Source organism: Clostridia bacterium (genome assembly GCA_034926675.1).
In the GTDB taxonomy this organism is placed as follows: Bacteria; Bacillota; DTU025; order DTU025; family DTU025; genus JAYFQW01.
In genome coordinates this window covers 1-23,656 of sequence record JAYFQW010000034.1, presented here as the reverse complement: position 1 = coordinate 23,656, position 23,656 = coordinate 1, and the positions used below count along the sequence as shown (strand labels likewise).

Annotated in this window: 22 protein-coding genes and 1 pseudogene; 20 read left to right on the top strand and 3 right to left on the bottom strand. The window is 56.9% G+C overall.

Annotated elements, in window-relative coordinates:
* Positions 1-116 precede the first annotated feature (116 nt).
* The 7 genes from VB144_09345 to VB144_09315 all read left to right on the top strand — a co-directional run bounded on the left by VB144_09345 (position 117) and on the right by VB144_09315 (position 7,073).
* A complete protein-coding gene (locus VB144_09345) occupies positions 117-1,232 on the top strand; it encodes a polysaccharide biosynthesis protein (GenBank protein MEA4883839.1) in 1,116 nt (371 codons plus the stop codon).
* The gene (locus tag VB144_09340) at positions 1,229-2,350 is read left to right on the top strand and encodes an NAD-dependent epimerase/dehydratase family protein (protein ID MEA4883838.1); all 1,122 of its coding nucleotides are present in this window, start codon (positions 1,229-1,231) and stop codon (positions 2,348-2,350) included. Before VB144_09345 ends, VB144_09340 begins: the two co-directional genes overlap by 4 nt.
* Positions 2,347-3,483, top strand: coding sequence for a UDP-N-acetylglucosamine 2-epimerase (non-hydrolyzing) (wecB, locus tag VB144_09335; protein ID MEA4883837.1), 1,137 nt, complete (start codon positions 2,347-2,349; stop codon positions 3,481-3,483). Before VB144_09340 ends, wecB begins: the two co-directional genes overlap by 4 nt.
* Before the next feature lie 162 nt (positions 3,484-3,645).
* Positions 3,646-4,896, top strand: a complete 1,251-nt coding sequence (locus VB144_09330) for a glycosyltransferase family 4 protein (protein MEA4883836.1) — start codon at positions 3,646-3,648, stop codon at positions 4,894-4,896.
* A gap of 465 nt (positions 4,897-5,361) precedes the next feature.
* A complete protein-coding gene (locus VB144_09325; GenBank protein MEA4883835.1) occupies positions 5,362-5,985 on the top strand; it encodes a sugar transferase in 624 nt (207 codons plus the stop codon).
* 42 nt (positions 5,986-6,027) lie between these two features.
* Positions 6,028-6,669, top strand: coding sequence for an acetyltransferase (locus tag VB144_09320; protein ID MEA4883834.1), 642 nt, complete (start codon positions 6,028-6,030; stop codon positions 6,667-6,669).
* Between the two features lie 107 nt (positions 6,670-6,776).
* Positions 6,777-7,073, top strand: a complete 297-nt coding sequence (locus tag VB144_09315) for a transposase (protein MEA4883833.1) — start codon at positions 6,777-6,779, stop codon at positions 7,071-7,073.
* A 360-nt stretch (positions 7,074-7,433) separates the two neighbouring features.
* Here VB144_09315 and VB144_09310 read toward each other — a convergent pair.
* A pseudogene (locus tag VB144_09310) lies at positions 7,434-8,030 on the bottom strand (IS3 family transposase).
* A gap of 1,049 nt (positions 8,031-9,079) precedes the next feature.
* A complete protein-coding gene (locus VB144_09305; GenBank protein MEA4883832.1) occupies positions 9,080-9,841 on the bottom strand; it encodes an ankyrin repeat domain-containing protein in 762 nt (253 codons plus the stop codon).
* Between the two features lie 311 nt (positions 9,842-10,152).
* On the opposite strand from VB144_09305, the gene VB144_09300 reads away from it, so the two are divergent.
* From VB144_09300 to VB144_09240, 13 genes are all read left to right on the top strand, one after another.
* Positions 10,153-10,413, top strand: a complete 261-nt coding sequence (locus VB144_09300; protein MEA4883831.1) for a hypothetical protein — start codon at positions 10,153-10,155, stop codon at positions 10,411-10,413.
* 99 nt (positions 10,414-10,512) lie between these two features.
* Positions 10,513-12,600: a WYL domain-containing protein gene (locus tag VB144_09295; protein ID MEA4883830.1), complete on the top strand. Its 2,088-nt coding sequence runs from the start codon at positions 10,513-10,515 to the stop codon at positions 12,598-12,600.
* A gap of 74 nt (positions 12,601-12,674) precedes the next feature.
* Positions 12,675-13,943 (top strand): TM1812 family CRISPR-associated protein, encoded by a 1,269-nt coding sequence (locus VB144_09290; protein MEA4883829.1) that lies wholly within the window; start codon positions 12,675-12,677, stop codon positions 13,941-13,943.
* Complete coding sequence (gene csx15, locus VB144_09285; protein MEA4883828.1) at positions 13,940-14,341, top strand: CRISPR-associated protein Csx15; 402 nt, start codon at positions 13,940-13,942, stop codon at positions 14,339-14,341. The genes VB144_09290 and csx15 overlap by 4 nt, the downstream gene beginning before the upstream one ends.
* 199 nt (positions 14,342-14,540) lie before the next feature.
* Positions 14,541-15,449: a DUF1887 family CARF protein gene (locus tag VB144_09280; GenBank protein ID MEA4883827.1), complete on the top strand. Its 909-nt coding sequence runs from the start codon at positions 14,541-14,543 to the stop codon at positions 15,447-15,449.
* Positions 15,450-15,574: 125 nt separating this feature from the next.
* On the top strand, positions 15,575-17,380 hold the full coding sequence (gene cas10, locus VB144_09275; GenBank protein ID MEA4883826.1) for a type III-B CRISPR-associated protein Cas10/Cmr2: 1,806 nt from the start codon (positions 15,575-15,577) through the stop codon (positions 17,378-17,380).
* Complete coding sequence (locus VB144_09270; protein MEA4883825.1) at positions 17,377-18,549, top strand: type III-B CRISPR module-associated protein Cmr3; 1,173 nt, start codon at positions 17,377-17,379, stop codon at positions 18,547-18,549. Before cas10 ends, VB144_09270 begins: the two co-directional genes overlap by 4 nt.
* A gap of 8 nt (positions 18,550-18,557) precedes the next feature.
* Positions 18,558-19,910, top strand: a complete 1,353-nt coding sequence (gene cmr1, locus VB144_09265; GenBank protein MEA4883824.1) for a type III-B CRISPR module RAMP protein Cmr1 — start codon at positions 18,558-18,560, stop codon at positions 19,908-19,910.
* 12 nt (positions 19,911-19,922) lie between these two features.
* Positions 19,923-20,786, top strand: coding sequence for a type III-B CRISPR module RAMP protein Cmr4 (cmr4, locus tag VB144_09260; GenBank protein MEA4883823.1), 864 nt, complete (start codon positions 19,923-19,925; stop codon positions 20,784-20,786).
* The gene (gene cmr5 / locus VB144_09255; protein ID MEA4883822.1) at positions 20,783-21,157 is read left to right on the top strand and encodes a type III-B CRISPR module-associated protein Cmr5; all 375 of its coding nucleotides are present in this window, start codon (positions 20,783-20,785) and stop codon (positions 21,155-21,157) included. Before cmr4 ends, cmr5 begins: the two co-directional genes overlap by 4 nt.
* Positions 21,150-22,136 carry a type III-B CRISPR module RAMP protein Cmr6 gene (gene cmr6 / locus VB144_09250; protein MEA4883821.1) on the top strand — a complete coding sequence of 329 codons (987 nt, stop codon included), beginning with the start codon at positions 21,150-21,152 and terminating at the stop codon, positions 22,134-22,136. The genes cmr5 and cmr6 overlap by 8 nt, the downstream gene beginning before the upstream one ends.
* A gap of 128 nt (positions 22,137-22,264) precedes the next feature.
* On the top strand, positions 22,265-22,594 hold the full coding sequence (locus tag VB144_09245) for a hypothetical protein (protein MEA4883820.1): 330 nt from the start codon (positions 22,265-22,267) through the stop codon (positions 22,592-22,594).
* A gap of 238 nt (positions 22,595-22,832) precedes the next feature.
* Positions 22,833-23,060 carry a hypothetical protein gene (locus VB144_09240; protein MEA4883819.1) on the top strand — a complete coding sequence of 76 codons (228 nt, stop codon included), beginning with the start codon at positions 22,833-22,835 and terminating at the stop codon, positions 23,058-23,060.
* A 28-nt stretch (positions 23,061-23,088) separates the two neighbouring features.
* On the opposite strand, the gene cas2 is transcribed toward VB144_09240, so the two are convergent.
* The gene (gene cas2, locus VB144_09235; GenBank protein ID MEA4883818.1) at positions 23,089-23,379 is read right to left on the bottom strand and encodes a CRISPR-associated endonuclease Cas2; all 291 of its coding nucleotides are present in this window, start codon (positions 23,377-23,379) and stop codon (positions 23,089-23,091) included.
* Positions 23,380-23,656 lie beyond the last annotated feature (277 nt).

The window sequence follows — 23,656 nt, the reverse complement described above, 5'->3', positions numbered from 1 at the left end:
GCCGCGAGTTTTCATAGGCCAATCCATCTGCTGCAACGCGCCCTGTTTGTCTACCTGGTGTCAGAGACCGGTGAGTGGACCCATAGGGATACACCTTTGTTAGGAATCATGAGACAATGAAAAACGCCCAAGTGGCACTATCCGCGACACTGCTGGTAACGAGGGAATGGAGAGCGAAGGTGAGACTCGGAGTGATTAGGGAAGGAAGCAGCCATTTCACAGGGAATGCTATTCTAATAACGGGTGGGACTGGGACATTTGGGAATGCGGTCCTGCGTAGGTTCCTGGATTCCAGCGTTGGCGAAATACGCATATTCAGCAGAGATGAGAAGAAGCAGCACGACATGCGCCTTGAGTACTCCAACCCCAAACTGCACTTTTGCATCGGCGATGTGCGGGACTATGGAAGCCTGCGCGATGCGATGACTGGGGTTGACTACGTATTCCATGCGGCTGCTTTGAAACAGGTGCCTTCGTGTGAGTTCTACCCGATGCAAGCCCTGCTGACGAATGCAGTCGGGGCGGAGAATGTGATGAATGCCGCTGTAGAAAACGGTGTGAGTCGAGTAGTCGTACTCAGCACAGACAAAGCCGTCTATCCAGTGAACGCCATGGGTATTTCCAAGGCCATGATGGAGAAACTCATGGTGGCAAAGTCCAGAACAGCTGTGGATAGAGGAACCGTGTTGTGTGGTACTCGCTATGGCAATGTAATGGCATCACGCGGGTCTGTGATACCTCTTTTCGTATCACAGATCAAGGCGGGAGCCCCAATCACCGTTACCGATCCGGAAATGACTCGATTCATGATGTCGATAGATGATGCTGTAGATCTGGTGGTGTATGCATTTCAGCATGGAGAGCCCGGGGACATCTTTGTTCAGAAAGCACCGGCTGCAACAATAAACACGCTAGCATTGGCCCTCAAGAGGATATTCGGTGCCCTTAACCCAATTGAGATCATAGGCACACGACACGGCGAGAAGGTCTATGAGACCCTAGTGAATCGTGAAGAGATGGCCAGAGCTGAGGATCTCGGAGGATATTTCCGTATTCCGGCCGATAATAGGGATCTGAACTATGATAAGTACTTTGTGGCGGGGCATGAGAAGATCACCGTGGCGTCTGACTACAACTCTCATAACACGCGCCGGTTGTCAGTGAATGAACTTGCTGAGATGCTACTGAAACTGGAATATGTCCGGAAGGAGCTTGAGGAGTGGCAACATTGAAGACGATCCTGGTGACTGGTTCCGGGGGGTTCTTAGGCAGGAATCTGATCCAGATGCTTTCTGGACGTGATGATATACGTGTTCTGGAATATGAAGCGAACGATTCGAGAGACAAACTCGACAAGGCGCTGCACATAGCCGATGTTATTGTGCATCTTGCCGGCGTAAACAGACCCGAGAGCACTGATGAGTATATGGCTGGGAACGCCGAGTTCACAAGATCAATGTGTGATACACTTCGTACTGCCAACAAGAACCCCAGAATCATCATGTCTTCATCAATCCAAGCAGAACTGGATAATCCCTATGGCATCAGCAAGCGACGGGCCGAGGAAGAACTGAAGAAGTTTGCAGACGAGTCCGGTGCAGAGACAGTTGTGTTCCGCTTCAAGAACATCTTTGGCAAGTGGTCACGTCCCAACTACAATTCAGTTGTAGCAACGTTTTGTCACAACATTGCACGGGACTTGCCCATCACGATAGTGGATCCTGACAGAGAACTGGGACTCGTTTATGTAGACGATGTTGTTGCAGCGCTCCTGGATGAGATCGATGGCAAGCCGGCAGGTCCAGGTTTCCGCTTTGCCGAAGAAATCAAAGGGTTTGCCGTCAGGCTTGGTGACCTGGCAGAGACCATCCAGTCTTTCCGGGATAGTCGCATGACGTGTATGCTTCCTGAGTTCTCAGACCGATTCACTGCCTGCCTCTATGCCACTTACCTCTCATACCTGGATGGTAGTGATCTGGCATACGATCTTGAGCAGAAGACTGATGTCCGGGGCGCTCTCGCTGAGTTCATCAAATCACCTCACATAGGTCAGGTCTTTGTCTCTAGGACTAAACCTGGGATTACCCGGGGCAACCACTACCACCATACGAAGGTTGAGAAATTCTTCGTGGTTGAGGGCACGGGGATTATTCGGCTGAGGCATCTGAGAACCGGAGACATGGTAGAGATGAAGGTGTCAGGTGAGGACTTCAGGGTTGTAGACATCCCGCCCGGCTACACTCATTCCATCGAGAATGTAGGGTCCACTGACATGGTGGTGATTTTCTGGGCGAGTGAGGTTTTCGACCCGAAGCGGCCCGACACCTACTTCCGCGAGGTAAAGCAATGAGCAAGCTAAAAGTCATGACAATAGTCGGAACCCGTCCGGAGATAATACGTCTTTCCAGGGTAATGGCTGCGCTGGACAGGTATATGGACCATATCATAGTCCACACTGGACAGAACTATGACTATGAGCTGAACCAGATATTCTTCGAGGATCTCGAGATCAGGCAGCCTGACCACTATCTAGACGCGGCAGGCAGCACGCCGGCAGAGACCATTGGTTTGGTTATTGCCCGATCCGACTCGGTAATGGCGGAAGTCAAGCCGGATGCTGTTCTGATATTGGGGGACACAAATAGCTGCCTAGCAGCGATTGCAGCCAAGCGAAGAAAGATTCCGGTGTTTCATATGGAAGCCGGAAACCGTTGCTTCGATGAAAGAGTGCCTGAGGAAATCAACCGCCGGATAGTGGACCACATCAGTGACATCAATATGCCTTATAGCGCTATCTCTCGTGAATACTTGCTGCGCGAAGGGCTGCCGCCTGATAGGGTCATCAAGACAGGCAGTCCGATGTATGAGGTGCTATCATACTACAAACCCAAGATTGACGCTTCGGACGTATTGGACAGGCTTGGCCTCAGTCAATATGATTACTTCGTCGTCAGTGCACATCGTGAGGAGAACATCGACGACAGCCGGCAGTTTCGGAAGCTGATTGATTTGCTCAATGGGCTAGCAGCTGAATACTGCAAGCGTGTGATTGTGTCAACTCACCCCCGCACAAAGAAACGAATGGATGCTGAGGGTGTCCAGCTGAACTCCCTGGTTGAGCTCGTTCGCCCTCTAGGCTTCAGCGATTATGTAAAGCTGCAGATTTCGTCTCATGCTGTTCTTTCTGACAGTGGCACGATCACTGAGGAATCGTCAATACTGAACTTCCCCGCGCTGAACATACGCAATGCACATGAGCGTCCAGAGGGCATGGAAGAAGCCTCAGTGATGATGACTGGGTTGGATCTGGAGACGGTTCTCAGAGGTCTGAATATCCTTCAGGCTCAAGGAAGAGGAACAGATCGCACGTTGCTGTTGGTCCGTGACTATGCCGTGCCAAATGTGTCGGAGAAAGTAGCGCGGATCGTCCTGAGTTACACAGATTATGTGAAGCGCTATGTGTGGTACCGGGAGAATCTGTAGGCTATCGGATTTTGCACGTGTCGAAAACGAATAGCATCTGCTCCGGAGCCTATGACCATCGTGATTCTGACGATTCCTCGCCAGAACTAGGGGATCAGCGCTGCCACTAGTCTAGGGTAGCAGAGCCTAGGGATGAGATCTTCGGCAAGGTTGGTGTATCCCTTGAGACTACTGTTTCTAACACTATCAGATATCGAAAGCATCTCGGAACGTGGAATATATACGGACCTAATGAGGGAGTTCAGAGATCGCGGGGACGACGTGTACATTGTGTGTCCTTCACAGCGTCGTAGCGGTAGACCAACTGAACTTACCACAAAGGATGGCGTGACTATTCTACGAGTACGAACCGGCAATATCACAAAGGCGAATGTCATTGAAAAGGCCATTTCCACGATTTTGATCCAGCATCAATTCACGTCCGCCATACGGAGATACCTCGGAGAGATACGATTTGACCTTGTGTTGTATGCAACACCGCCGGTGACTTTTGAGAGGGTTGTCGATGATGTCAAGCGGAGAGACGGATGTACGTCCTATCTTCTACTGAAGGACATATTCCCTCAAAACGCAGTGGACTTGGGGATGATTAGTCATGGTAGCTTAGTTTGGCGCTACTTCCGTGGGAAGGAGAAACGGCTTTATTGCTTGTCTGACTACATAGGCTGCATGTCTCCAGCCAATGTGAGGTACTTGCTGGCCCACAACCCCAACATCCCAGAGACTACGCTAGAGGTATGCCCGAACAGCATAGACCCCAGACCTGTGCACGATTCTACCGAGAACCGCGCGCACGTAAAGGACGACTGGGGGATACCTCACGATTCCATTCTGCTGGTGTTCGGAGGTAATCTTGGAAAGCCGCAAGGATTGGATTTCCTGCTGGAGGCGCTAGACAGTTCAAAGGGCAGGAATGATGTTTTCTTCTTGATTGTGGGTTCGGGGACTGAGTATGACCGCATTGATGCGCATCTGAGGAATGGCCAGCACAAGAATGCCAGACTGCTGAGAGCCTTGCCCAAAGATCGGTACGATGAACTGCTGACAGTATGCGATGTGGGTCTGATTCTCCTCGACCCACGATTCACCATACCCAATTTCCCATCCAGGCTTACTGCGTACATGGAGGCTGGCGTACCAATCATCGCGGCAACAGACGTCAATACTGACATCAAGGATGTCTTGCGTGAATCTGGTAGTGGCATCTGGGTTGAGAATGGCAACCTAGATGGGTTCATGGCAGCCATAGGTCGGCTATCTAGAGACGCGGAGCTTCGCCGTGAGATGGGTCGCAGAGGACGTGCGTACTTGGAGGAGTACTACACCGTATCAAGGGCTTACGAAACAATCACTGCTCACTTGAGAAATGTGGATTCAGTCGGATCTGCCGGATACAAGCAAGTCAGTGCCTGAAGCAGGGGAGGATAGTGGCGCGGTGGGAGATGGCAACATTGACTGTTCTGTGACTACCGGCGGTGCAAGCCTCTCTCGATGCGTTGATGGCAGAGGGCAGCAATGACCAGAATCAGCACCAATCTCACATGCTCACTGTGCGAATATGCCGGTTGTGCTGATAGCCTTTGTATCAGACAGCGTCAAATGACACGCCTAGGGGACCTTGATCTCTAGAACGGACGGGTGTAGTACGGCAGACCGAGACGTCTGCAACAAAGTGTGGCTTGCTCTATACAGCGCAGCGGCACGTGGAAAGCTATGACCCAGGCGACAACATCCATCGCGCAGGGAACGAGCGGTCGAGATAGACCCCCGATCGGGTCAGAGCAGCTGAGCCTTGTGCGTGCGCAAAGGGAGACAACGAGGTTCAGTAGAGTAACTCAATCGTAATCAGCAAGTCGACGATTCGGGCGGTGCATTTTCATGGTTGGCAACGCTGTGAAACGGACGGTAGATGTACTGGCGGCAATAATCGGTCTACTGGTGCTATCGCCGGTTTTCCTGATTGTCAGCTTACTTGTCACGGCTGACCTCGGGAGGCCCGTGCTGTTTGCCCAGCTAAGACCCGGCAAGGATGGCAAGCTGTTTCGCATGTACAAGTTCCGCACCATGAGAAACACGACTGCACCCGACGGTCGCCTACTACCCGATTCTCAGCGCCTAACGCAAGTTGGTCGCATGTTGCGATCAACTAGTCTAGACGAGCTGCCGGAGCTCCTCAACGTACTTACCGGGCAGATGAGCCTCGTAGGCCCGCGTCCACTACTACCGCAATATCTGGACCGCTACACACCAGAACAAGCCCGACGCCACGAAGTCAAGCCCGGCATCACAGGCTGGGCACAGGTCAACGGCAGGAACGCCCTCACCTGGGAAGAGAAATTCCGTCTGGATGTATGGTACGTCGACAACTGGAGCCTACTGCTAGATCTCAAGATACTGCTAATGACCGTCGGTAAAGTGCTGAGGCATGACGGAATCAGCAGCAACGGACATGCGACAATGCCGGAGTTCACGGGTACGGATACGGACCCCGCCGAGCACTAGATCAATGCCCTTGCCAACATTCGTGCGGAGGTAGTAGATCTCATGAAACGCATCGCAATCGTAGGAGCCGGAGGCTTCGGACGCGAAGTAGCTTGGCTGATAGAGGAGATAAACGTCGCATCGCCTGAATGGTCGCTACTGGGTTTCCTAGACGACGGAGCAACCGGAACCACTGTAGAAGGACAGCCAGTCCTTGGCCCCATCGATCACGTCGGAGAACTAGACCAAGATGTCTATGTGGCATGTGCTATCGGCGACCCACGGCTCCGCAAGCGCCTAGTGGACAAGCTTCAACAGTTCCACCGCAGATTCGCAACTCTCATTCACCCCAGTGTGCGGAAGTCGCAACACGTAGCCATCGGAGAAGGCAGCATTATCTGTGCAGGCACGATACTCACAACCAATATCAGCATAGGCAAACACTGCCTCCTCAACCTTGACTGCAAAGTAGGCCACGACTCCATTCTTGGTGACTTTACAAGCTGCATGCCTGCAGTGAACATTGCGGGTGACGTGATCATCGAAGAAGGCTGCTACTTTGGGCTTAATGCCTGCGTCATCAATCGCAAACGCGTCGGAGGGTGGAGCGTAATCGGCGCCGGCGCAGCAGTCGTTAAGGACATACCAGCGAGGACGGTGGCCGTGGGTGTGCCGGCAACACCAATAAAGACATTGGACGATTGACACGCCTACTCGTTGTCAGCTCTTGTCAAAGCGTGAGCCTACCCCGTTTCTGTGGACACTCAGAGGCTTCGCGGTGTAGGGTATAGTCAGTGAGGAGGAGTGTCCGCATGCCCAAGAGTAGACCGCCGTACCCGCCGCAGTTCAGGGCAGAGGCAGTGAAGCTAGTTCAGACCAGTGGTAAGAGCCTTAGGGAGATCTCCGCGGATCTCGGGGTGTCCATCGAATCCCTGCGCAACTGGGTGAAGCAAACGGATATAGATCAGGGTCAACGTGACGGCCTGACCACTTCTGAGCGTGAAGAACTGAGGCGACTACGAAGGGAAAACCGGATCTTGCAGGAGGAGCGCGAGATACTAAGAACAGCCGTGGCCTTCTTCGCCAGCGAGACCATCCCGACTCGCTAGAAGCGTTCAGGTTCATACAGCGAGAGAAGGCCACCCATAGCATAACTGCCATGTGCAGGGTTCTTGAGGTCTCCACGAGCGGGTACTACGCATGGGCCGGTCGAGGGCCCTCTGAGTATGGTGGACCCCTTCGTCAAGACACCGCTAATGGGTTTCTTAAGCAATGCCCCGTGCGCTTGAGAGGGGTGAGGGTCGTCCTTGTCGTGGTCCCCAGGGGGTGCCCTGCGGGAGCCGCCGGGGTGCCGGGACGCTGGCTTGACCCACACATGGCGAGACTTATGCCCTGAGCGTGCAGAGGACCCCCGCCTTAACGTCCGCGGATCGCACCTCCCCCCACACTGCTGGGGCGGTCCGCCTGCTTTACCCCAGATACACCTCAGCCGGAGTCCTGTATGCTAGCGCTTGATGAGGCCTGAGGTCATTGTAAAACCCGATGTAGTCCCCAATGCCAAGTCTGGCCTCGCGCGGGATTGAGTACTCCTTGAGATACACCTCTTCATACTTGAGAGACCGCCAGAACCGCTCTATGAGGATACTGTCCCACGCTCGACCTCTCCCGTCCATGCTGATCTGGACCTCAGCACCACTTACGAGGGCCATGTACTGAGGGCTTGTGAAGTGGCTGCCCTGGTCACTGTTGAGTATCTCTGGCCTGGCTACGTCCAGCGCCCTCCTGACTGCGGACAGCACAAACGGTATTTCGAGCGTCTCATCCACCTCCCATCCCACGACGTAGCGTGAGAACCAGTCTATGACGGCTACGAGATACATCCAGCTTTCCCGGAGCCGTATGCAGGCGATATCGATGCCCCACACCTGGTTTGCTCTCGTGATCTCCAAGCCCCGAAGCAGGTAAGGATATAGCCTGCTCTGAAGATCGCGGCGGCTCAGGTTCGGCCCCGGGCAGATCCCGGCGATCTGCATGTCGCTCATGTAGTGCTGAATCCGCTTTCGGTTAGCCTGTGAATGATCGGGTGTTCATGTACGAGTTCGGCAACAGGCCCGTTAGGCGGTTGTTGCTGATCTCCAATCGTCCGTCCTGCATGGACGCCTCGAGTCCGTCCCACTGGTTGAGCTGGTACGGAAGGAGACTGCAGCTAGGCGGCTAATACACGCGTAAGGGACGCAAGTTCCATATTACCCACGCGCGGCCTGTTGGCTGAGGCTATGTGTACACAAGGGGATCAAGCTATCCTACGGATGCAGTGGGAAGGTATGTGGTTGCCGAACCTCAGCGTGTGCCGATCGTGAACCTTGACGATCATCAGAAGGCATTCGTTCAGTTCCAGAGTGGATGTGCCGTGCTGCATGCACCGGTGGGGACGGGCAGGACGCTGGCCCTAGCCGAGAGGGCAGCGGATCATCCTCAACTGCGGCCGCGGCGGAAGCCAGGTTGTGGTGCGCGCATTCCATAGCCTATGGGCGTGGATGCGGCGCTGCGCGGGCAGGTTATCCTAGAGGAGACTAGGTGAGGTGCGAGGCATGTCTTGCGGCGAAAAGTCAGCGATTCCACCGCGTATCCGCGTTGAACTCCAACGATATACCCAATGGGGTATCCAAGCGGGCAAGCCGTCACTTTTTGCCGATAGTCTCGCCGATGGACGCAGTTTTTGAGTACATCGATTTGGACCGGGTGCCGCCAGTCGGCAAATCGGTGCCGCGCGGGACTCGCCTAAGGCCAACAACCACCTAGTATATGGCGAACTGGCGGAATGACATGCCATCACCCGGACGGTATTGCCAAGTTCAGACATATGATGGGATGTCATCACATTCGCCTTGCCCGGTTCCACGCCCGGACGGGCCGGATACCCCCCGATTTTCGCGATTTGGAAACGGTCAGGCGGTCTCCCGAAATCGATGTACTCAGAAATTGCGGGTATCTCCGAAACTAATGATGAAAACTGGCGATATGCCAGCTCTAGCCGTTTTTGCCGCGCGGCGTTCGAGGCTAGGCCAGCTAACAGGCCTTTTCCGCGAGGATGACTCCGTCTGTCATTACTCCGCTAGTCTGTGGAATCGGAATAGGACTTGTACTTCGCATCGCGCAGGCGCCAGTACGCGTCAGTGCCCTTGAGCCACTTCCTTCCCTTGACGTAGTCGAAGGCGGTTTTCCCATCTGTGCACTTGAGCGTGGCGTCGGCGCCCGCGTCAAGGAGCGCGTCAATGATTCCCCGGGACTTGCAGGCTTGGGCCGCGATCATCAGGGCTGTCCACCCTTCAGGCTGTTTGACGGCATTGATGTCTACGCCTGCATTGGCGAGCATGCGGACGATCTCGGGATTTCGGTTGTCTCCTGCCGCCAGTATGAGAACCGTGTAGCCCTCCTCATAGCGCACGTGGACGTCGCTGCCCGCATCAAGCAGCATGCGGATCACCTGCGGGTCGGAGGCGGTCATTGCAGCGTAAGCAAGCGGTGTTCGACCGTCGTCGTCCTCGCCGGCATGCACGTCGGCACCTGCGGCCAGCAGCAGCTCAATCATCTCTGGCGAGCTGTGCTCCCAGGCCGCCATGGATAGTGCCTCACCATCATTGGCATTCACATCTGCGCCCGCCTCAAGCAGCGCCTTTACCGCCTCGAGGTTGCTCTCTTCAGATGCAGCCCATATGAATGCCGTTCTGCCTTGCGAGTCGGCCGCATTGACGTCGGCGCCCGCCGCAAGCATAGCCCGGATAACCTCTACGTCGGCGCCGCGGCGTGCAGCGAACATGAGGGGCGTCCAGCCGCCGCTGATCGCTTCATTGACATTGGCTCCGCGATCGAGGATGTCGCGAATCTGAGCCGCCGTATAGCTCGGATCGAAGGGTAGCAGAGAGGGTATGTTCGAAGAGACGGTTCCGATGGTGAATACGTCTTTCCCGTGAGACGAGGATCGTGGAGAACAGTGAAGATTGCCATATGTCCCGAGTATTCGTCGATTGGCGGCGAGGGACCTTCAGGGAGGATGACTAACGACGATGATGATGGACGACGACGGATGTGCTAGGCTCCGGCGGAGTCGAGAAATGTGAAGGAAATGCTAGAATCATGGCGAAAAACCACCATTGAGTGCAGCGTTTGGATGGAGGTTTCTTCGAGATGGGCAAGGTCGAGCAGGGGTTGGAGTCTCTGATCGGCTTGGTCTCGCAGGCTTACCCCTCATCGCTGGGATTGAGCGACGCGGCGACGGCGCTGGGCGTGTCCGATCGTACTGTACGTAGGTATGTGGAGAAAGCGAGTTCACAGGGATTTGGCCTGGATGTTCGCGGAAGGACGATACTTGTCACAGACTGCATACCTGCTATCCCCCCAGAGTCAGGCGGCGAACTTCATCTGGACGATGAAGAACTCGCCGTCTGACTCGCTATAGAGGAACTGGCGCATTCCACCGACAGCTGGCCTTGTCGTGAAGACCTAGTCCGCCGAGTGGCAGAGCACCTGCGTACTGAGGAATACAGGGTGGAGGCGGCTATCAACGGGCTGATCGCCAACGGGCTTGCCGAAGTCGTTAACCGGTCTGTGAGGCCCAGGCGGATACCGACTGCAGCGTACGCCCTTACCGCTGAAGAAGTATCGCGTCTTCTGGACCTGATCCGTACCGAACGCGAAGTAGGGAACAGGGGGAAAGCGCTTGCAAGAGCCGAGGGGAACCTGATCCGGTATGCAATGCAAAGTGGCGATACGAGCGCCCTCGGTCAGTACGCATCGCGCAGGTGGGTTCGGTACTTCCAAGGCAGGCCGCGTGGGCAGAGAGCCGAGTTTGAGCGGCACGCTGAGTTCATCGCTGAGTTCATTGCCAGGCGTCACCGGTTGCTCACCGTGTATCGCCCACGCCGGGGCGGTATGGAGGAGCAAGTAGTGTGCCCTCTGGGGACGGTCTACTATTGGGCGCAGGACGACTGGTACCTTGCGGTGCTGGGTTCTAGCGAGAGAGTAAACCTTCTGCGCGGATCGCGCATCTCGTCACTGCGCGAGACCTGGCTTACATTCGACTACCCCGAGGACTTCGATCTTGAGGAGTGCTTTCGTGAGCCGTGGGGCGTGGAGATGAGCGGTACGCTGTACGACGTAGAGGTGCGTTTCTTTGACGACTTCCGCGTGATTGACAAGGTACGGGGGCACGTGGCTTACCGCCCCAGCGCAATCCTGACTACTCTGGATGACGGTTCGGTCGTGCTGCGCGACAGGGTGCGCGGGTTGACTGAGATCGCGGCCTGGATCAGGCAGTTCGGCGCGTCTGCCGTGGTCTTCAAGCCTGAGGCCCTAAGAGAGCGTATGGAGGAGACCGCTCGCCGTCTGCACGAAAAGTACTCGGATGATTCTGCGCCTGAGCGGCTGTTCGGCGAGTTGTCGCGCCTGCCCGGAGGGCCACTGAGGGATCGTTTGCAGGCCCCGTCCGAACTGGAAGCCATGGCCTGCCCGAGCGCGCCGATGCTGTGGAGGGCGCCTGAGGTCGGCAGGCCGCCCGACTTTGTGGTGGTGGAGAAGCTTCGGTCCATCGCAGATGCCCTAATAGACGCGGGCGATGCAGGGCTCTCCGAGGGTCATATAGCGCACCGATTCGGTATCCCGCCTGCTCACATGATTCATTACAGGGCTGCCCTGGAGTCCCTGAGAGTCGGTCTTGAACCCGACCCGGATGAATGGGACCAGGATGATGGTGATTACGGTTTCGATGATCCTCACACGATGTCCGATGGCTACAGGGCCGAGCGGGTCTGGCGCATCTATCGCCATGGCGCCCGGCGGCTGATTCCCATCGTCTTCACGCCGAATGAGGCGGAGGCTCTATTGGACGTGATTGGGCGGTCGATCGGGGGCGACGCCAAACTGGCCTCCGCATGTGCAAAACTGAGGAGATGCCTATCGGGCTCGGACGGCGAGGTCGCGGCCACTGCCGAGCCGGCGATGAGCAGACTGCCAGGGTGGCGCTGTGTGAAGGGTTTGCCGGCTCTATACACCGACGTCGACACCCAAGCCAAGGTTAGCCTGCTTGAGGAGTGCGCCCAAGATTCGCGTTTGGTGTCGTTCATGTACGATCGCGACGGACGAAGGCGGGTCGCGGCGCCTCTGGCCCTCGTGTATTTCCGCGAACGCGGCGAATGGTATCTAGCGGCCAGGGATTGGCTGCAGGGCGGGATACTCTCCTCAACCAACAACACTTATCGCGTGGACGTCATGCGCAATGTCGAGGCGATCGCCGGCTCCAAATTCGCTTATCCCGACGACTTCCGCATTGAAGACCTCTTCAGAGATGCATGGGGTATGGCTACCGGCGGCCCGGCTGTAAACGTGATCGTGCATTTCGAAAACGACTTCAGTGTGCCTGACAAGGTGTTGAAGGTCGCCCGGCATCGAGAACACGCCCGAGTGGAGAGGCTCGGCGATGGTTCAATACTCTATTTCGACATAGTCTCCGGTGTGGACGAATTCCGGGCCTGGATACGCGGGTTCGGCTCGTCGGCCCAGATCCTGGCTCCAGCCTGGCTTCGGGCGAAACACAAGGAGGCGGTCGAAAGGTTGATGAGGCTATGCTTCGGGGACTGAGGAAACCCCATGGCTGTCGCCATGATCCGGCGGGCCGGCCGGTCACGGCTGATGGGAGGAGGTTTTGCTGAGAGATGTCCAGACAGAGAGTGCTGGTGTTCGCACCGGGGGTTATTCCGTCTGACAAGCCCGTTCAATACTACTTGCCTGAGCACCCGAAGATCAAAGAAGGCGCGAGGTTGGCGCCAATCGCCCTCATCAAGCTGCAGGAGACTTTGTGTGATAAACGTCGCCCCGATCGCGTGATCGCATTGTGCACGAAGAAGGTGATGGAGGAAAGGCTCCCCAGCCTCAAGGCGGAGTTTCGCGAACTCGGTATCGATCTGCAGGAATGGAAAATCGCAGACGGGAAGACTGCTGCCGAAATCAGGAGCATTGTCCGCGAGCTTCTTCTGAATGTCCCCGATGAATGCGACCTGATCCTCGACGTCACCCACGGTTTTCGTTCCGCCCAGATCGTATTCTGCATCGCAGCGCAGTACCTGAGTTTCTTGCGCCCGAGTGTGCACATTGAGGGACTCTACTATGGCATGATGAGCACCAACAAGAACGGCCCTCCGGAACCCGCCCCGCTGATCAATCTGAACCTGTTCATTGAGCTAATGAACTGGGCGTATGCCGTGCGAGTGTATCGAGACACCTATCTGCCGCAGAAGCTTGCGGACACGCTCAAAGGGACGGAGGACTCCTCGGGCCAGACCGCTGCCATAGAAAGGTCCCTTTCGCGGTTCTCCGATGCCCTGGACCTAGGTCTTCCTATCGAGATGGCGGAGCGGGCCGTGGAATTAGGTTCGCTTCTTGCCGAACCAATGTCCTCTGTCCTGGCTGAGAAAGCGCTGCTGCCAGATGAGCTATTTGGGCTGGTGGGCGGTTTCGCGTCCCAGTTCGCATCGGAGAGCGGCGATGCTGTTCCGGACGAGCTGGACGAGAGCGAGATAAGGCGGCAGGCCAACATAATCGACAGGTTCCTGGAAGTGGGCAGGACCGCGCACGCCATAGGGATGATGCGTGAGTGGGCCGTCTTGATGGTCACATACCACAATGGAGACAGGTCATCATGGAGAACGCGAAAGCAGCGGCGGAATGCTGAGAAGATGATCTGGAAGGCCAACAGCCTCAAACTGTGGCTGTCTCCCGAGATCGGAGATGCGGTCAAGGCGATCTGGGGATTCCGCAATGCTCTTCACCATCATGGCCATGAAAGTGGAGGTTCGCTCGACACGGACCAGATTCTCACGCAAGCCCGGCAGGCCTGGGACTGCTTGAAGTCCACAATCGGGCAAGAGGCAAAATGGAAGATGGCGCCGCAGAGTGCCGATGGGCAGCAGGAGGCAGAGCAATGATCGTCGTCAATTTCTCTCATCCTCTGAGTGAGGCACAAAGACAGGACATTGAGTCGCTAAGCGGGCAGACAATAGAGGGTTTGTTTGATGTTCCGTGCCAGATGGACCACGAGACGGCGTTTGCGCCCCAGATCAGGGCTCTCGTAGACGGCCTGCCGATTTCGGCAAGCCAGTGGCAATCGCATCCGGTGCTCGTGAACCTGCCTGGCCTGCATATTGCCGCGGCTCTTGTCGTTGCTGAACTGCATGGACGGATGGGTCACTTTCCTTCCTGCATTCGTCTGCGCCCCGTTTCCGGAAGCGTGCCGACGCGCTATGAAGTGGCGGAGCTGATCAACCTGGAGGCTGTAAGGCAGGAGTCGAGGACCAGAAGGTTTGCGGGTGGATCCGGCAAATGACCGGCCCGGCCCCGGCGCCCAGATTCCGGCCAACAGAATCCAGCGCGAAGTTCAAAAACAAGAAAGGAAGGGAGGATTATGCCTGCGGACTAATACTCGAGTTAGATACTTCCGTCATCACGGCGCGGAGCCGAACGCAGGGTTCACGAACTGCGGGCCCTTGAAAGCCCAATAGCATTTGGGAGAAGGGGTTGGTTGTGTGGACAATCGCAGGGTGATGATCTCTCTAGTGGGAGAGCAACCTATTGCTAATCTGCTGCCAGTACTCTGTCTGCAACCTCATCATGCGGTTCTGGTCTGTACGTCCTGGACGAGGCCAGTTGCTGACAAGTTGCGTTCCATCCTGGAGGAACAAACCACTGAACATGGTGTTCCGGTCAAGTGCACAATTGAGGAAGTCGGCCCCTATGACATAGTTGATATCGAAGCAAGGATAAGCAAGCTCATTGGCGAGCAGTCTTGGACGCCGGACGAGGTCTTGTTCAACCTCACGGGCGGCACCAAGACTATGGCCATTGCGGCCTATCGCCTAGCCGAGTCGCATGGCACTCCGTTCTGTTACCTAATAAGTGAGGGGAACGGCAACAAGATACACACGTATCGTGTCAGTTCTGAACAGGGCCTTGAATTCCTCGGAGAAGCAACGGTGGGGGCAACTCTTGACATCGACCTCCACCTCAGAGCCCACTTTGGCGGTTATGAAGAAGGCCTGCCCAAAGATGGGTTCGAGCTGATGGTCTATAAAGCGCTGCAGCCTGAATTCGATGAGGTAAAGGCTTCTGTGAGGCCGCATTCATACGGGAATCTAGAGATCGACCTGGTGCTGCGCCGGGGTAATGGCGTCGGCATAGTTGAAGTCAAGAGCGGCGGCAAGGCGAGGGAGAAAAGGGGAGTCGAGCAGATAATCGCCGCTGGAGAACAGCGCTTCTTGGGTGTGTACACCAAGAAGATTCTCGTACTGGATAGGGAGTATGGCTCCGATAATCTCAAGCTTGCACAGGCCCATGGAATAACTGTGATTGAGCTTCCTTCGGCTCAAACAGGCGCGTTGTCCCCTGAAGACGAACAGTTACTGCTCGCATCAATGCGAAAGCAATTGGGAGCGTAGCGGCATTCTGCCGCAGCAGCCTTACGCGGTCGCATGAACCTATGAGAATGAAAGGTGCTGGTTAGCAGGGCAGTATGACGTTGCCTCATGGATGGCGTTGTCAGAGAGGAGGAGGGTTTGGAAATATGGACGAAGTGCACCTAGTCGTGTTTCACGTCGGCCCGGTCCAGGAGTTTATCGCCTCTGCTCGCCGCAGCCGGGATTTGTGGTTTGGCTCATGGCTGCTGAGCGAGCTGAGCAAGGCCGCCGCAGAGGCAATCGTGGAGCGCAGCGGCGGGGATATCGAATGGAGCCTGATCTTCCCGGCGCCGCAGAGCCTATCCGAACTGCGCCTTGACAACTTCAATGCCGCAAACAGAATCGTTGCCAGAACTAGAGAAGACCCCGCAAAGCTGGGAGAGGCCGTTCGCATCCGAGTGCTGGAACGATTGCGGGAGATCAGTGATGAAGCGTTCGACAGGGTCGGGAAGGCAGCCGAGTTCGATCGCGCAACGGCGCAACTGCAAGTTGATGACTTGCTGGAGCTGTTCTGGGTTTCGTGTCCGATCAGAGATGACTATGCCGGGGCCCGCACACAGGCTGAGGCCCTGATGGCCGCAAGGAAGGCAACCCGGGACTTCGCCCCATCAAAATGGGGGAGTTCGGAGGAGAAGTCTTCTCTGGATGGATTGCGTGAATCGGTGATCCCGAGGGACGCCTACCGAACGATGAGCGGGGAGGAGCTTCGGCAAAGCTACGGGGTGCGCCGAGGGGAGAGGCTGTGCGGAGTAGGACTGCTAAAGCGACATGGCAGACGTGGACAAGGCGACCGTTTCTTCAGCACGTCGCATGTTGCGGCAATGCCCATGCTGGAACGGCTCAACGAGAGGCATCGAGGCGCAGTCGAAGAGTATGTCGGTCGCCTGAGACAACTGGGGATAGGCTCTGATGGTCTTGACACTGCCCCTGTGAAGGACCCTGTCTTCGGCTATAACGACGGTCATCTGCTGTATCTTGAGCGGTTGGCAGAATTCTTTGACGGTGACAAGCTCCGGCAGGCACAGGAAGCGCTGGGCCGGTTCCTAGATCGAGCCTTTGGCGGCGCCGGCCCCGGCCCTTACTATGCGCTGTTGCACGCTGACGGCGACCATATGGGGCAGATCATCGCCGAGCAGCGAACCATCGAGCAGCACAGAGCCCTGTCCCGAGCGGCCAGCCTATTTGCCAGGCGCGTCGAACCTATTGTGAGCCGATTCAGAGGGTCCCTGATCTACGCCGGGGGAGACGACGTGTTGGCGTTGCTTCCTCTGCACAGTGCGCTCGAGTGCGCGAGAACTCTGGCTGATGCCTTCCGCGAGCAGATGGCTGGTTTCGCCATCGCGGACACGAAGAGCGGGAAGGCCGTCCACCCTACGTTATCTGTGGGACTTGCTGTGGTGCATCATCTCGAGCCGCTTTCGGAAGCCCTGGAGCTGGTCCGCGAAGCTGAATCGTACGCGAAATCCGTGAAGGGGAAAAACGCATTGGCCGTAACTCTGAGCAAACGAGCTGGTTCGGAGCGGACCGTGGGGGGAACATGGGGATCATTCGACCGGAGGCTGGAGTGGTTCATAGAATTGCACCGCAATGAGGAGATACCTGCTGAGCTAGGCTACGAACTGCGCTCTTTGGCTATGGAACTTGAGGGCGCGGGGGAAGGCCCCGACAACTTGCTACAGCGTGTGCTGTCTTCTGAGGTTAAGCGCATCTTGAGTCGCAAGAGGGCTGAACGTGGTTCGAGAGAAGTCAGTGAAGACGTAATCCGAAGGCTGGTCGACATCCTGACCCAGGACGGCCTGCCAGTTGATCATTTGGCCGACGAGCTGATCATCGCACGTGAACTCGCGTCGACTCCTAAGCCAGCTGCTGCGTCCTCGCCAGATGCATCATCCGGAGAGGGGGAGAAGAAATGACTGTTTGGGTTATCGAAGCTCGAGACCCGCTCATCTTCCGCGATGGTCGCCCATTTGACGCAGTGCCCGGAACCAGAGCGGTGTCTCTGCCCTTTCCGTTTCCCTCAACAACCGCCGGGGCATTAAGGACCAGAGCAGGTCAGGATGGAGAGGGGCGGTTTCAGAAGGACGCCATCTCATGGGTGAAGCAGATTGCCGTTCATGGCCCGCTCCTCGTTGAACTTGACAAGAACACAGGCGATATCGCGCGTTGGCTAGTTCATTCGCCATCAGATGCGTTGCTGCTGGAGCCGGAACCGCCTGATGGCGCGCGGGCAGCGCTGAAGCGGCTAGTCCCTCTTGAAGCTCCTCCCGATGTGCACACCGACCTTCCAGAGGGTCTCTCGCTTGTGGGAATGCCGAAGCCCGATTTCCGAAAGCCCATTAAGAAAGCGCCGCGTTACTGGTACTGGGAAGCCTTTGAAGAGTGGCTTGTGAACCCGGAGGATCAGAGTGTCGATCTTGAGGGCATCGGACATGACGGACCCACGCGAGAAGCTCGGGTGCACGTCGGCATAGACCCCGAGACCGGAGCCGCGGACGTGGAGAAAGGGGCTCTCTTTCAGACGAGAGGACTGGAGTTCACCAGACCCAGGGGCGGGTCGAATCCCGGCGACGCGCATAGGTTGGCGCTGGCAGTGGCCACCGAAACGCTCAATCTCCCAGACGGACTGGGCTTTCTGGGCGGAGAACGACGGCTGGCCGTGTGGCGGAAGAGCGACTCGTCCTTGCCGGCATGCCCGGACCGGCTGAAGAGCCACATACGCCGAAACCGCCATTGCAGGGTGGTACTCCTGACGGACGCTCATTTCGAGACGGGGTGGAGACCGACATGGCTTCTCAACCAGATCGACGGAGTCACTCCCGGGCTGAAGGCGATTGCCATAGGAAGGCCGCACGTTGTATCCGGATGGGACATGGCAGAGAGAGGCCCGAAACCTGCTCGGCGGCTTGCCCCGGCGGGAACTGTCCTATTCCTTGAGCTGAGTGGCGATGACGACGCCATTGACAGATGGGTCGACAGGATCTGGTTGTCGCCTGTCAGCGACGGAGAGCAGGATCGCCTCGATGGATTTGGGCTTGCTGCGCTTGGAGTTTGGTATGGGACACTCCAGCGAATGGAGGTGTAGAAGGGACCATGCGAAGGATTCCCACTGACAAAGAGGGTACACCGATCTCGCCGCCTGCGGTAGAACCTGTGTTAGATAGCCGAGTGTCGGGCGGCCGGCGGATTCCGTTGATAACTCAGACTCGAAGCTACGAGCTGATAACTCCTCTCTTCGGGGGCGGCGCCAAGCCTGGAAGGGCCGATTCGGACCTTGTGATCCGTGGCTCCGGAATCAGGGGGCAGCTGCGGTTTTGGTGGCGCGCGTGCCGGGGCGGGAAATTCGGCGGAGACTTGCGGAGAATGAGAGAAGCTGAGAGCAGGCTGTGGGGCGCGGCCAGCACCCCTAGCAAGCCGAGGGTTTCACAGGTGGAGTTGGCTGTGAAGGTGACTCGCAGAGGCGGACCTCTGACGGCATTCAGTCTTCAGTCCAGAGAAGGACGTGCGCCCGTGGCGAGATCTGTGGCTGCGGTTGCTCACCCGTATGTAGCGTTTCCGTTGCAGCCTGAGAGGGAAGCCATTAGGCGCGACGGCACGGAGACCACAATACACTCGCTCATGGGCAATGTGAGATTCGATTTGATTCTCACCTTCCCCGAGAGTGAGCGGGCAGAGGTCGAAGCTGCACTCTGGGCTTGGGAGACTTTTGGAGGGGTTGGTGGGCGGACCAGGCGAGGGTTCGGCGCATTGAGATTGACTTCTGTTGATCCTAAGCCTAGTTCTGAAACGGATCAGGTTGCTACACCGCAAGATATTAGGCTCCTCATTGAGGAAGGATTGCATCGACATGTTTCAGATGGCGAGTGGCCTGACGGGATTCCGCGTTTTGCCAAAGACCCGCGAATGGCAGTAACCCAGGTTTTCGACAGCGCCACGCAAGCGTGGAATCACCTGGCCAAACGACTGTGCGAGTTTCGCCAGGAGCGCTACCCACGCAATCCCCCCCTTACGCCCGGGCGCAGCAAATGGCCAGAACCGGATGAGATAAGAAGGCTAACAGGTAGCAGCTGTTATAGGCATAGGGATCCCATCTCAGAAGTACGGAAATTCCCCCGTGCAGCCTTCGGGCTTCCTATTGTGTTCCATTTCAAGGATGAGGCAGCGGGCGACCCTTCTACGACAACCCTGCAGGGCGGCGCCGAAGGCTGCGAGCGTCTTGCCAGCCCTCTGATACTGCGCCCGGTGGCGTGTGATGGAGGGGGAGCCGTCGGCCTCGCATTGGTTCTTGAAGGAACGAGTGTCGAACAGATCCCAGAGGGGCTGGTATTGAAAGGCGATCAGAGAGAGTACAGTGTGCAGGCAATGCTCACGAATCAAGAAGCCGCTACAATTCAGCCGCTGCATGGGGACCCGAACGTTCTGCAGGTCTTTCTGAATTCTCTGTGAGGAGGTAATGTGATGAAATCCCGTCTTGTGTTCGTTCATGCCATTTCGCCGCTGCATGCAGGAACCGGGCAAGGGGTGGGGGTAATGGATCTTCCTGTTGCGCGCGAGAAGGCCACAGGTCTGCCATATCTACCGGGGTCGTCTCTCAAGGGTGTGCTGCGTGATGCCTGTGAAGACAAGGAGATGCGTACCGCGGTTTTCGGCCCAGATCCGGCCAGCGACGTTGCGCATGCGGGGTCGGCGGCCTTCTCAGACCTTCGGCTGCTTCTTCTGCCGGTCCGGAGTGTGTTGGGAACGTTCGCATGGGTCACTTCACCTTACGTCCTTCGCCGTTTCCTTCGAGATGCGGACAGCGCAGGGGTGACCGATGTTCCTTCCGAAGTGCCTGATGTTGTAGAAGGACATTGCTTCGTGTCCGATGCTGGTTCTGTGATAGCGGAGGCGAGCAAGGTCCTGCTTGAGGACTTGAATTTGGTTTCTGAGACTAGCGGCAACGCCCGACGATGGGCGGAGTGGATGGGTCGACAGGTATTCCCCGACGATTCGGTATGGCAGACGATGCTGGTTCAGCGACTGTGCATTGTGAGCGACGATGTGCTGAGTTTCCTGCTTGACACAGCAACCGAAGTCTTCTCGCGGATAAGGCTTCAGGAAGATACCAAGACCGTGGCGAAGGGCGGGCTTTGGTACGAGGAAGCCCTACCTGCCGAAACAGTCCTTTCAGGCATTGTGGCCGCCTCTCCTGTCAAAGCCGCTCCCGAGCAGGTTTTCGCTACACTTGGCCGCCTGGTACAGAAACCGCTTCAGCTTGGTGGAAAAGCCACAGTCGGGAGGGGCCTCTGCCGCGTGACGCTTGGGGGAGGGGATCAGCAATGAGAACCAAGGCCCAAGAGTACGCTTTGGGGATATTCCCGCAGGTTTCAGGGATGTCGGACGATGGACAACAGGCTCGCGCCAAGTACGGCTCAATGGCCCATAAGCTGCCGGTTCTGATTCGCACGGCAGGGTTGGCCCAGGCGCTTGGTTTCGTCGAATCCAGGGGGACCCCCGAGCAGAAGAAGCTTATCGAGCATATCTCCGAGGCTATCGGTGTACCAAACATGTGTGAACGCAGCCGCAAGGCCGAATTGCATGAGTACATGGCGCTGACCAGGGATGTTATGGCAGCCCTCGTCTGGTACAAACGGTTTGCCACGTCAGTGCTCGGAGTTCAGTCGGACGTGGATGAGGAAGATGCAGGTGATTAGGGTGACAAGGCGGTATCATCTGGTTGAGGCGGGAGTGAAGCCAACAACCAACGCCGGGCTTTGGCTTGACAAGTATATCCGGGATCAGGATCGCTCGTCCGACGCCCGTGCGTCGCTTGTGGAGCAAGTGGCGGCGATACGGCAGCCCGAATGCTACTCTGTTTGGTTCAGTCGATGGAAGCAATGCCTCGAAGGGTCCGGAGCGAGTTGTAGACGCGCAACGGTCACAGGACGCATGGCCGTTGGGTTAGGCGAAGACAGCGTGCTCGAAACTTCCATCATGCTTCATCACACGCTGGGCGTCCCGTACATTCCCGGCACAGCCCTTAAAGGGCTGGCATCGTCTTTTGCCAGGCAATGGCTGGGTGACGACTGGCAGCCGGGGGCTGCGAGCCGTGCGCACTCTGTGATGTTCGGTGACTCCGATAGCGCCAGCTACCTCACTTTCTTTGACGCGATGCCGGTACCCGGAACAAGCAGGCTCCTTCCGGATGTGATGACGGTGCACCACCCGGACTACTATCAGACAGGAAACGTCCCGCCCGCGGATTGGGATGGCCCGAATCCTGTACCGTTTCTGTCTGCGGACGGTGTCTACCTGATTGCGCTGGCGGGACCGGAGGAGTGGGTTACGGCAGCGTTCGATCTCCTCAAGCACTCGCTGGAGATAGCTGGAGTAGGCGCCAAGACCAGCAGTGGCTACGGACGGCTCAGTTTGGAGCTCGGGCCACCTGTGCCGCCTGTCGAGCCGGAGCAGAAGGAGGTCGCTGATCTCATTCAGCAGATTGAGGTTCTGCCCAACTCGGCAGTTGCAGGCTCGATACACGGTATTTTCGAACAGTGGCAACGGCTGGAGGCCGAACCCGAGCAGAAGCGACGTGTTGCCAAAGCGATAATCGAAAAGGTCAAGCAGGCCGGACGCGAGAACAAGAGCAGGGATAAGGCGTGGTACAGAGAGCTGCTGGGGGCCCTGCAATAGCATCCCAAGCATTCCTGCTGTGGGCAGCAATGTTGGACGGGGTGAGGGATGGAGACAGCGGGGCTGTGCGTTTGCCAGGAGAACTGTTTTCAGGGACCACAGGCCATTGACATGGGGGTTCCCGGGACATGGCTGTAGATGAACGTATCGTGGCAGTTGCCTACTCCGTGGAGGGAAATGGTCCCGACGTGGGCCTCACAGTAGCATTCGCGGAGAGATGCAGGCTAGCGCTGATGAGCCAGTTCGGGAGAGCCAACGGCAGCGCAGTCTCAAGCATGCTGGCAGGGAAGGATTCCAGCGGAAGGCCGCTGCGCGGTCATAGTCACGCATTCTACTTACCGTACGATGCCAACGGCGACGGACGCATTGAACGGCTTGTTGCTTATGCTCCGATAGGATTTGGGTCGAGGGAGCTAGATGCGTCGATTCGTCTGCAGGAAGTGAACATGGGGGCTTGACCTTGATCCGGTGAGGTTGAGGATAGAAGGGGCATTCGATAGCGCCAGTCTCGGTCAGATTTGGCCCGGATTCGCCAGTTCAGTTCAGTGGGTTTCATACAGCCCTTATGTCATGTCGCGCCACCCGAAGGTCACGCGCGCGGGTGCGCCCAAGTTGGGTCGCGACGGGACACAACTCGATTCGCCCGAGAATCAGCTCAGGGCCGAATGGCGGCAGCGAATGCGGGACGACCCTTCGTTGCCGCCTCTAGTCGGATTGCGGTTATGCGGGCGGGAGGGAAGGCAGGGCGACTGGAGTGGGTACAGACTGAGCAGGCTGAAGGCACTCGAACCTGCGCCCATACAGATGGGGCTGGCCTTCCGCCTCACATTCGCCGAAGCGGTGACGGGCTCAATAGCGTTAGGCTACGGATGCCACTTTGGCCTGGGCGTGTTCGTGCCTGCGACCGACGGCGGCGCCTGCTAGCTCACGACAGGTACCTGCGGGCTCATGATCATACAATGACCGCCGCACGTCCTTCGTCCGGCATGATGTCTTTCCCCATGTACTCCAACGACTCGCGTTTGGCATCGAGCGCGCCGGTGTCGATTATGAGCACCGAATCGTCGCTGGGGTCGATGATCCTCGCGATGGCTTTCATCATCTGGGCGCGCTCCTTGATCGAAAGATCGCATGTGAACACGGATTTCTGCAACGGATCGCCGAACCCTCGCATCTTGCGGAACATCTTCCGCAGGCGTTTGGGGTCCGATATATCGTAGCATACGATAAACCTTCGCCTCATATCCCATATTCAGCACCCTGACGGCACAGGCCTGAAGGTTTTTTCAGCCGATTGGCAGGCCTGCAAATGGAAATTGCTTCCTTGTACTCTTGGCGTGATTGTTGTATGCTCAACGTAAGAGGCGAGGATGATGTCGCTAAGGGCTTTCTCGGCGGGAGCAGGCGCCATGATCGGTCAGGTCATCAGGGAGCTTGGGATAGTTGAAACCATCGATAACCTGGTGAAATGGGATCCGAAACAATGCAAGCATTCGCCCGGCGCGCATGTTCTTGCTATG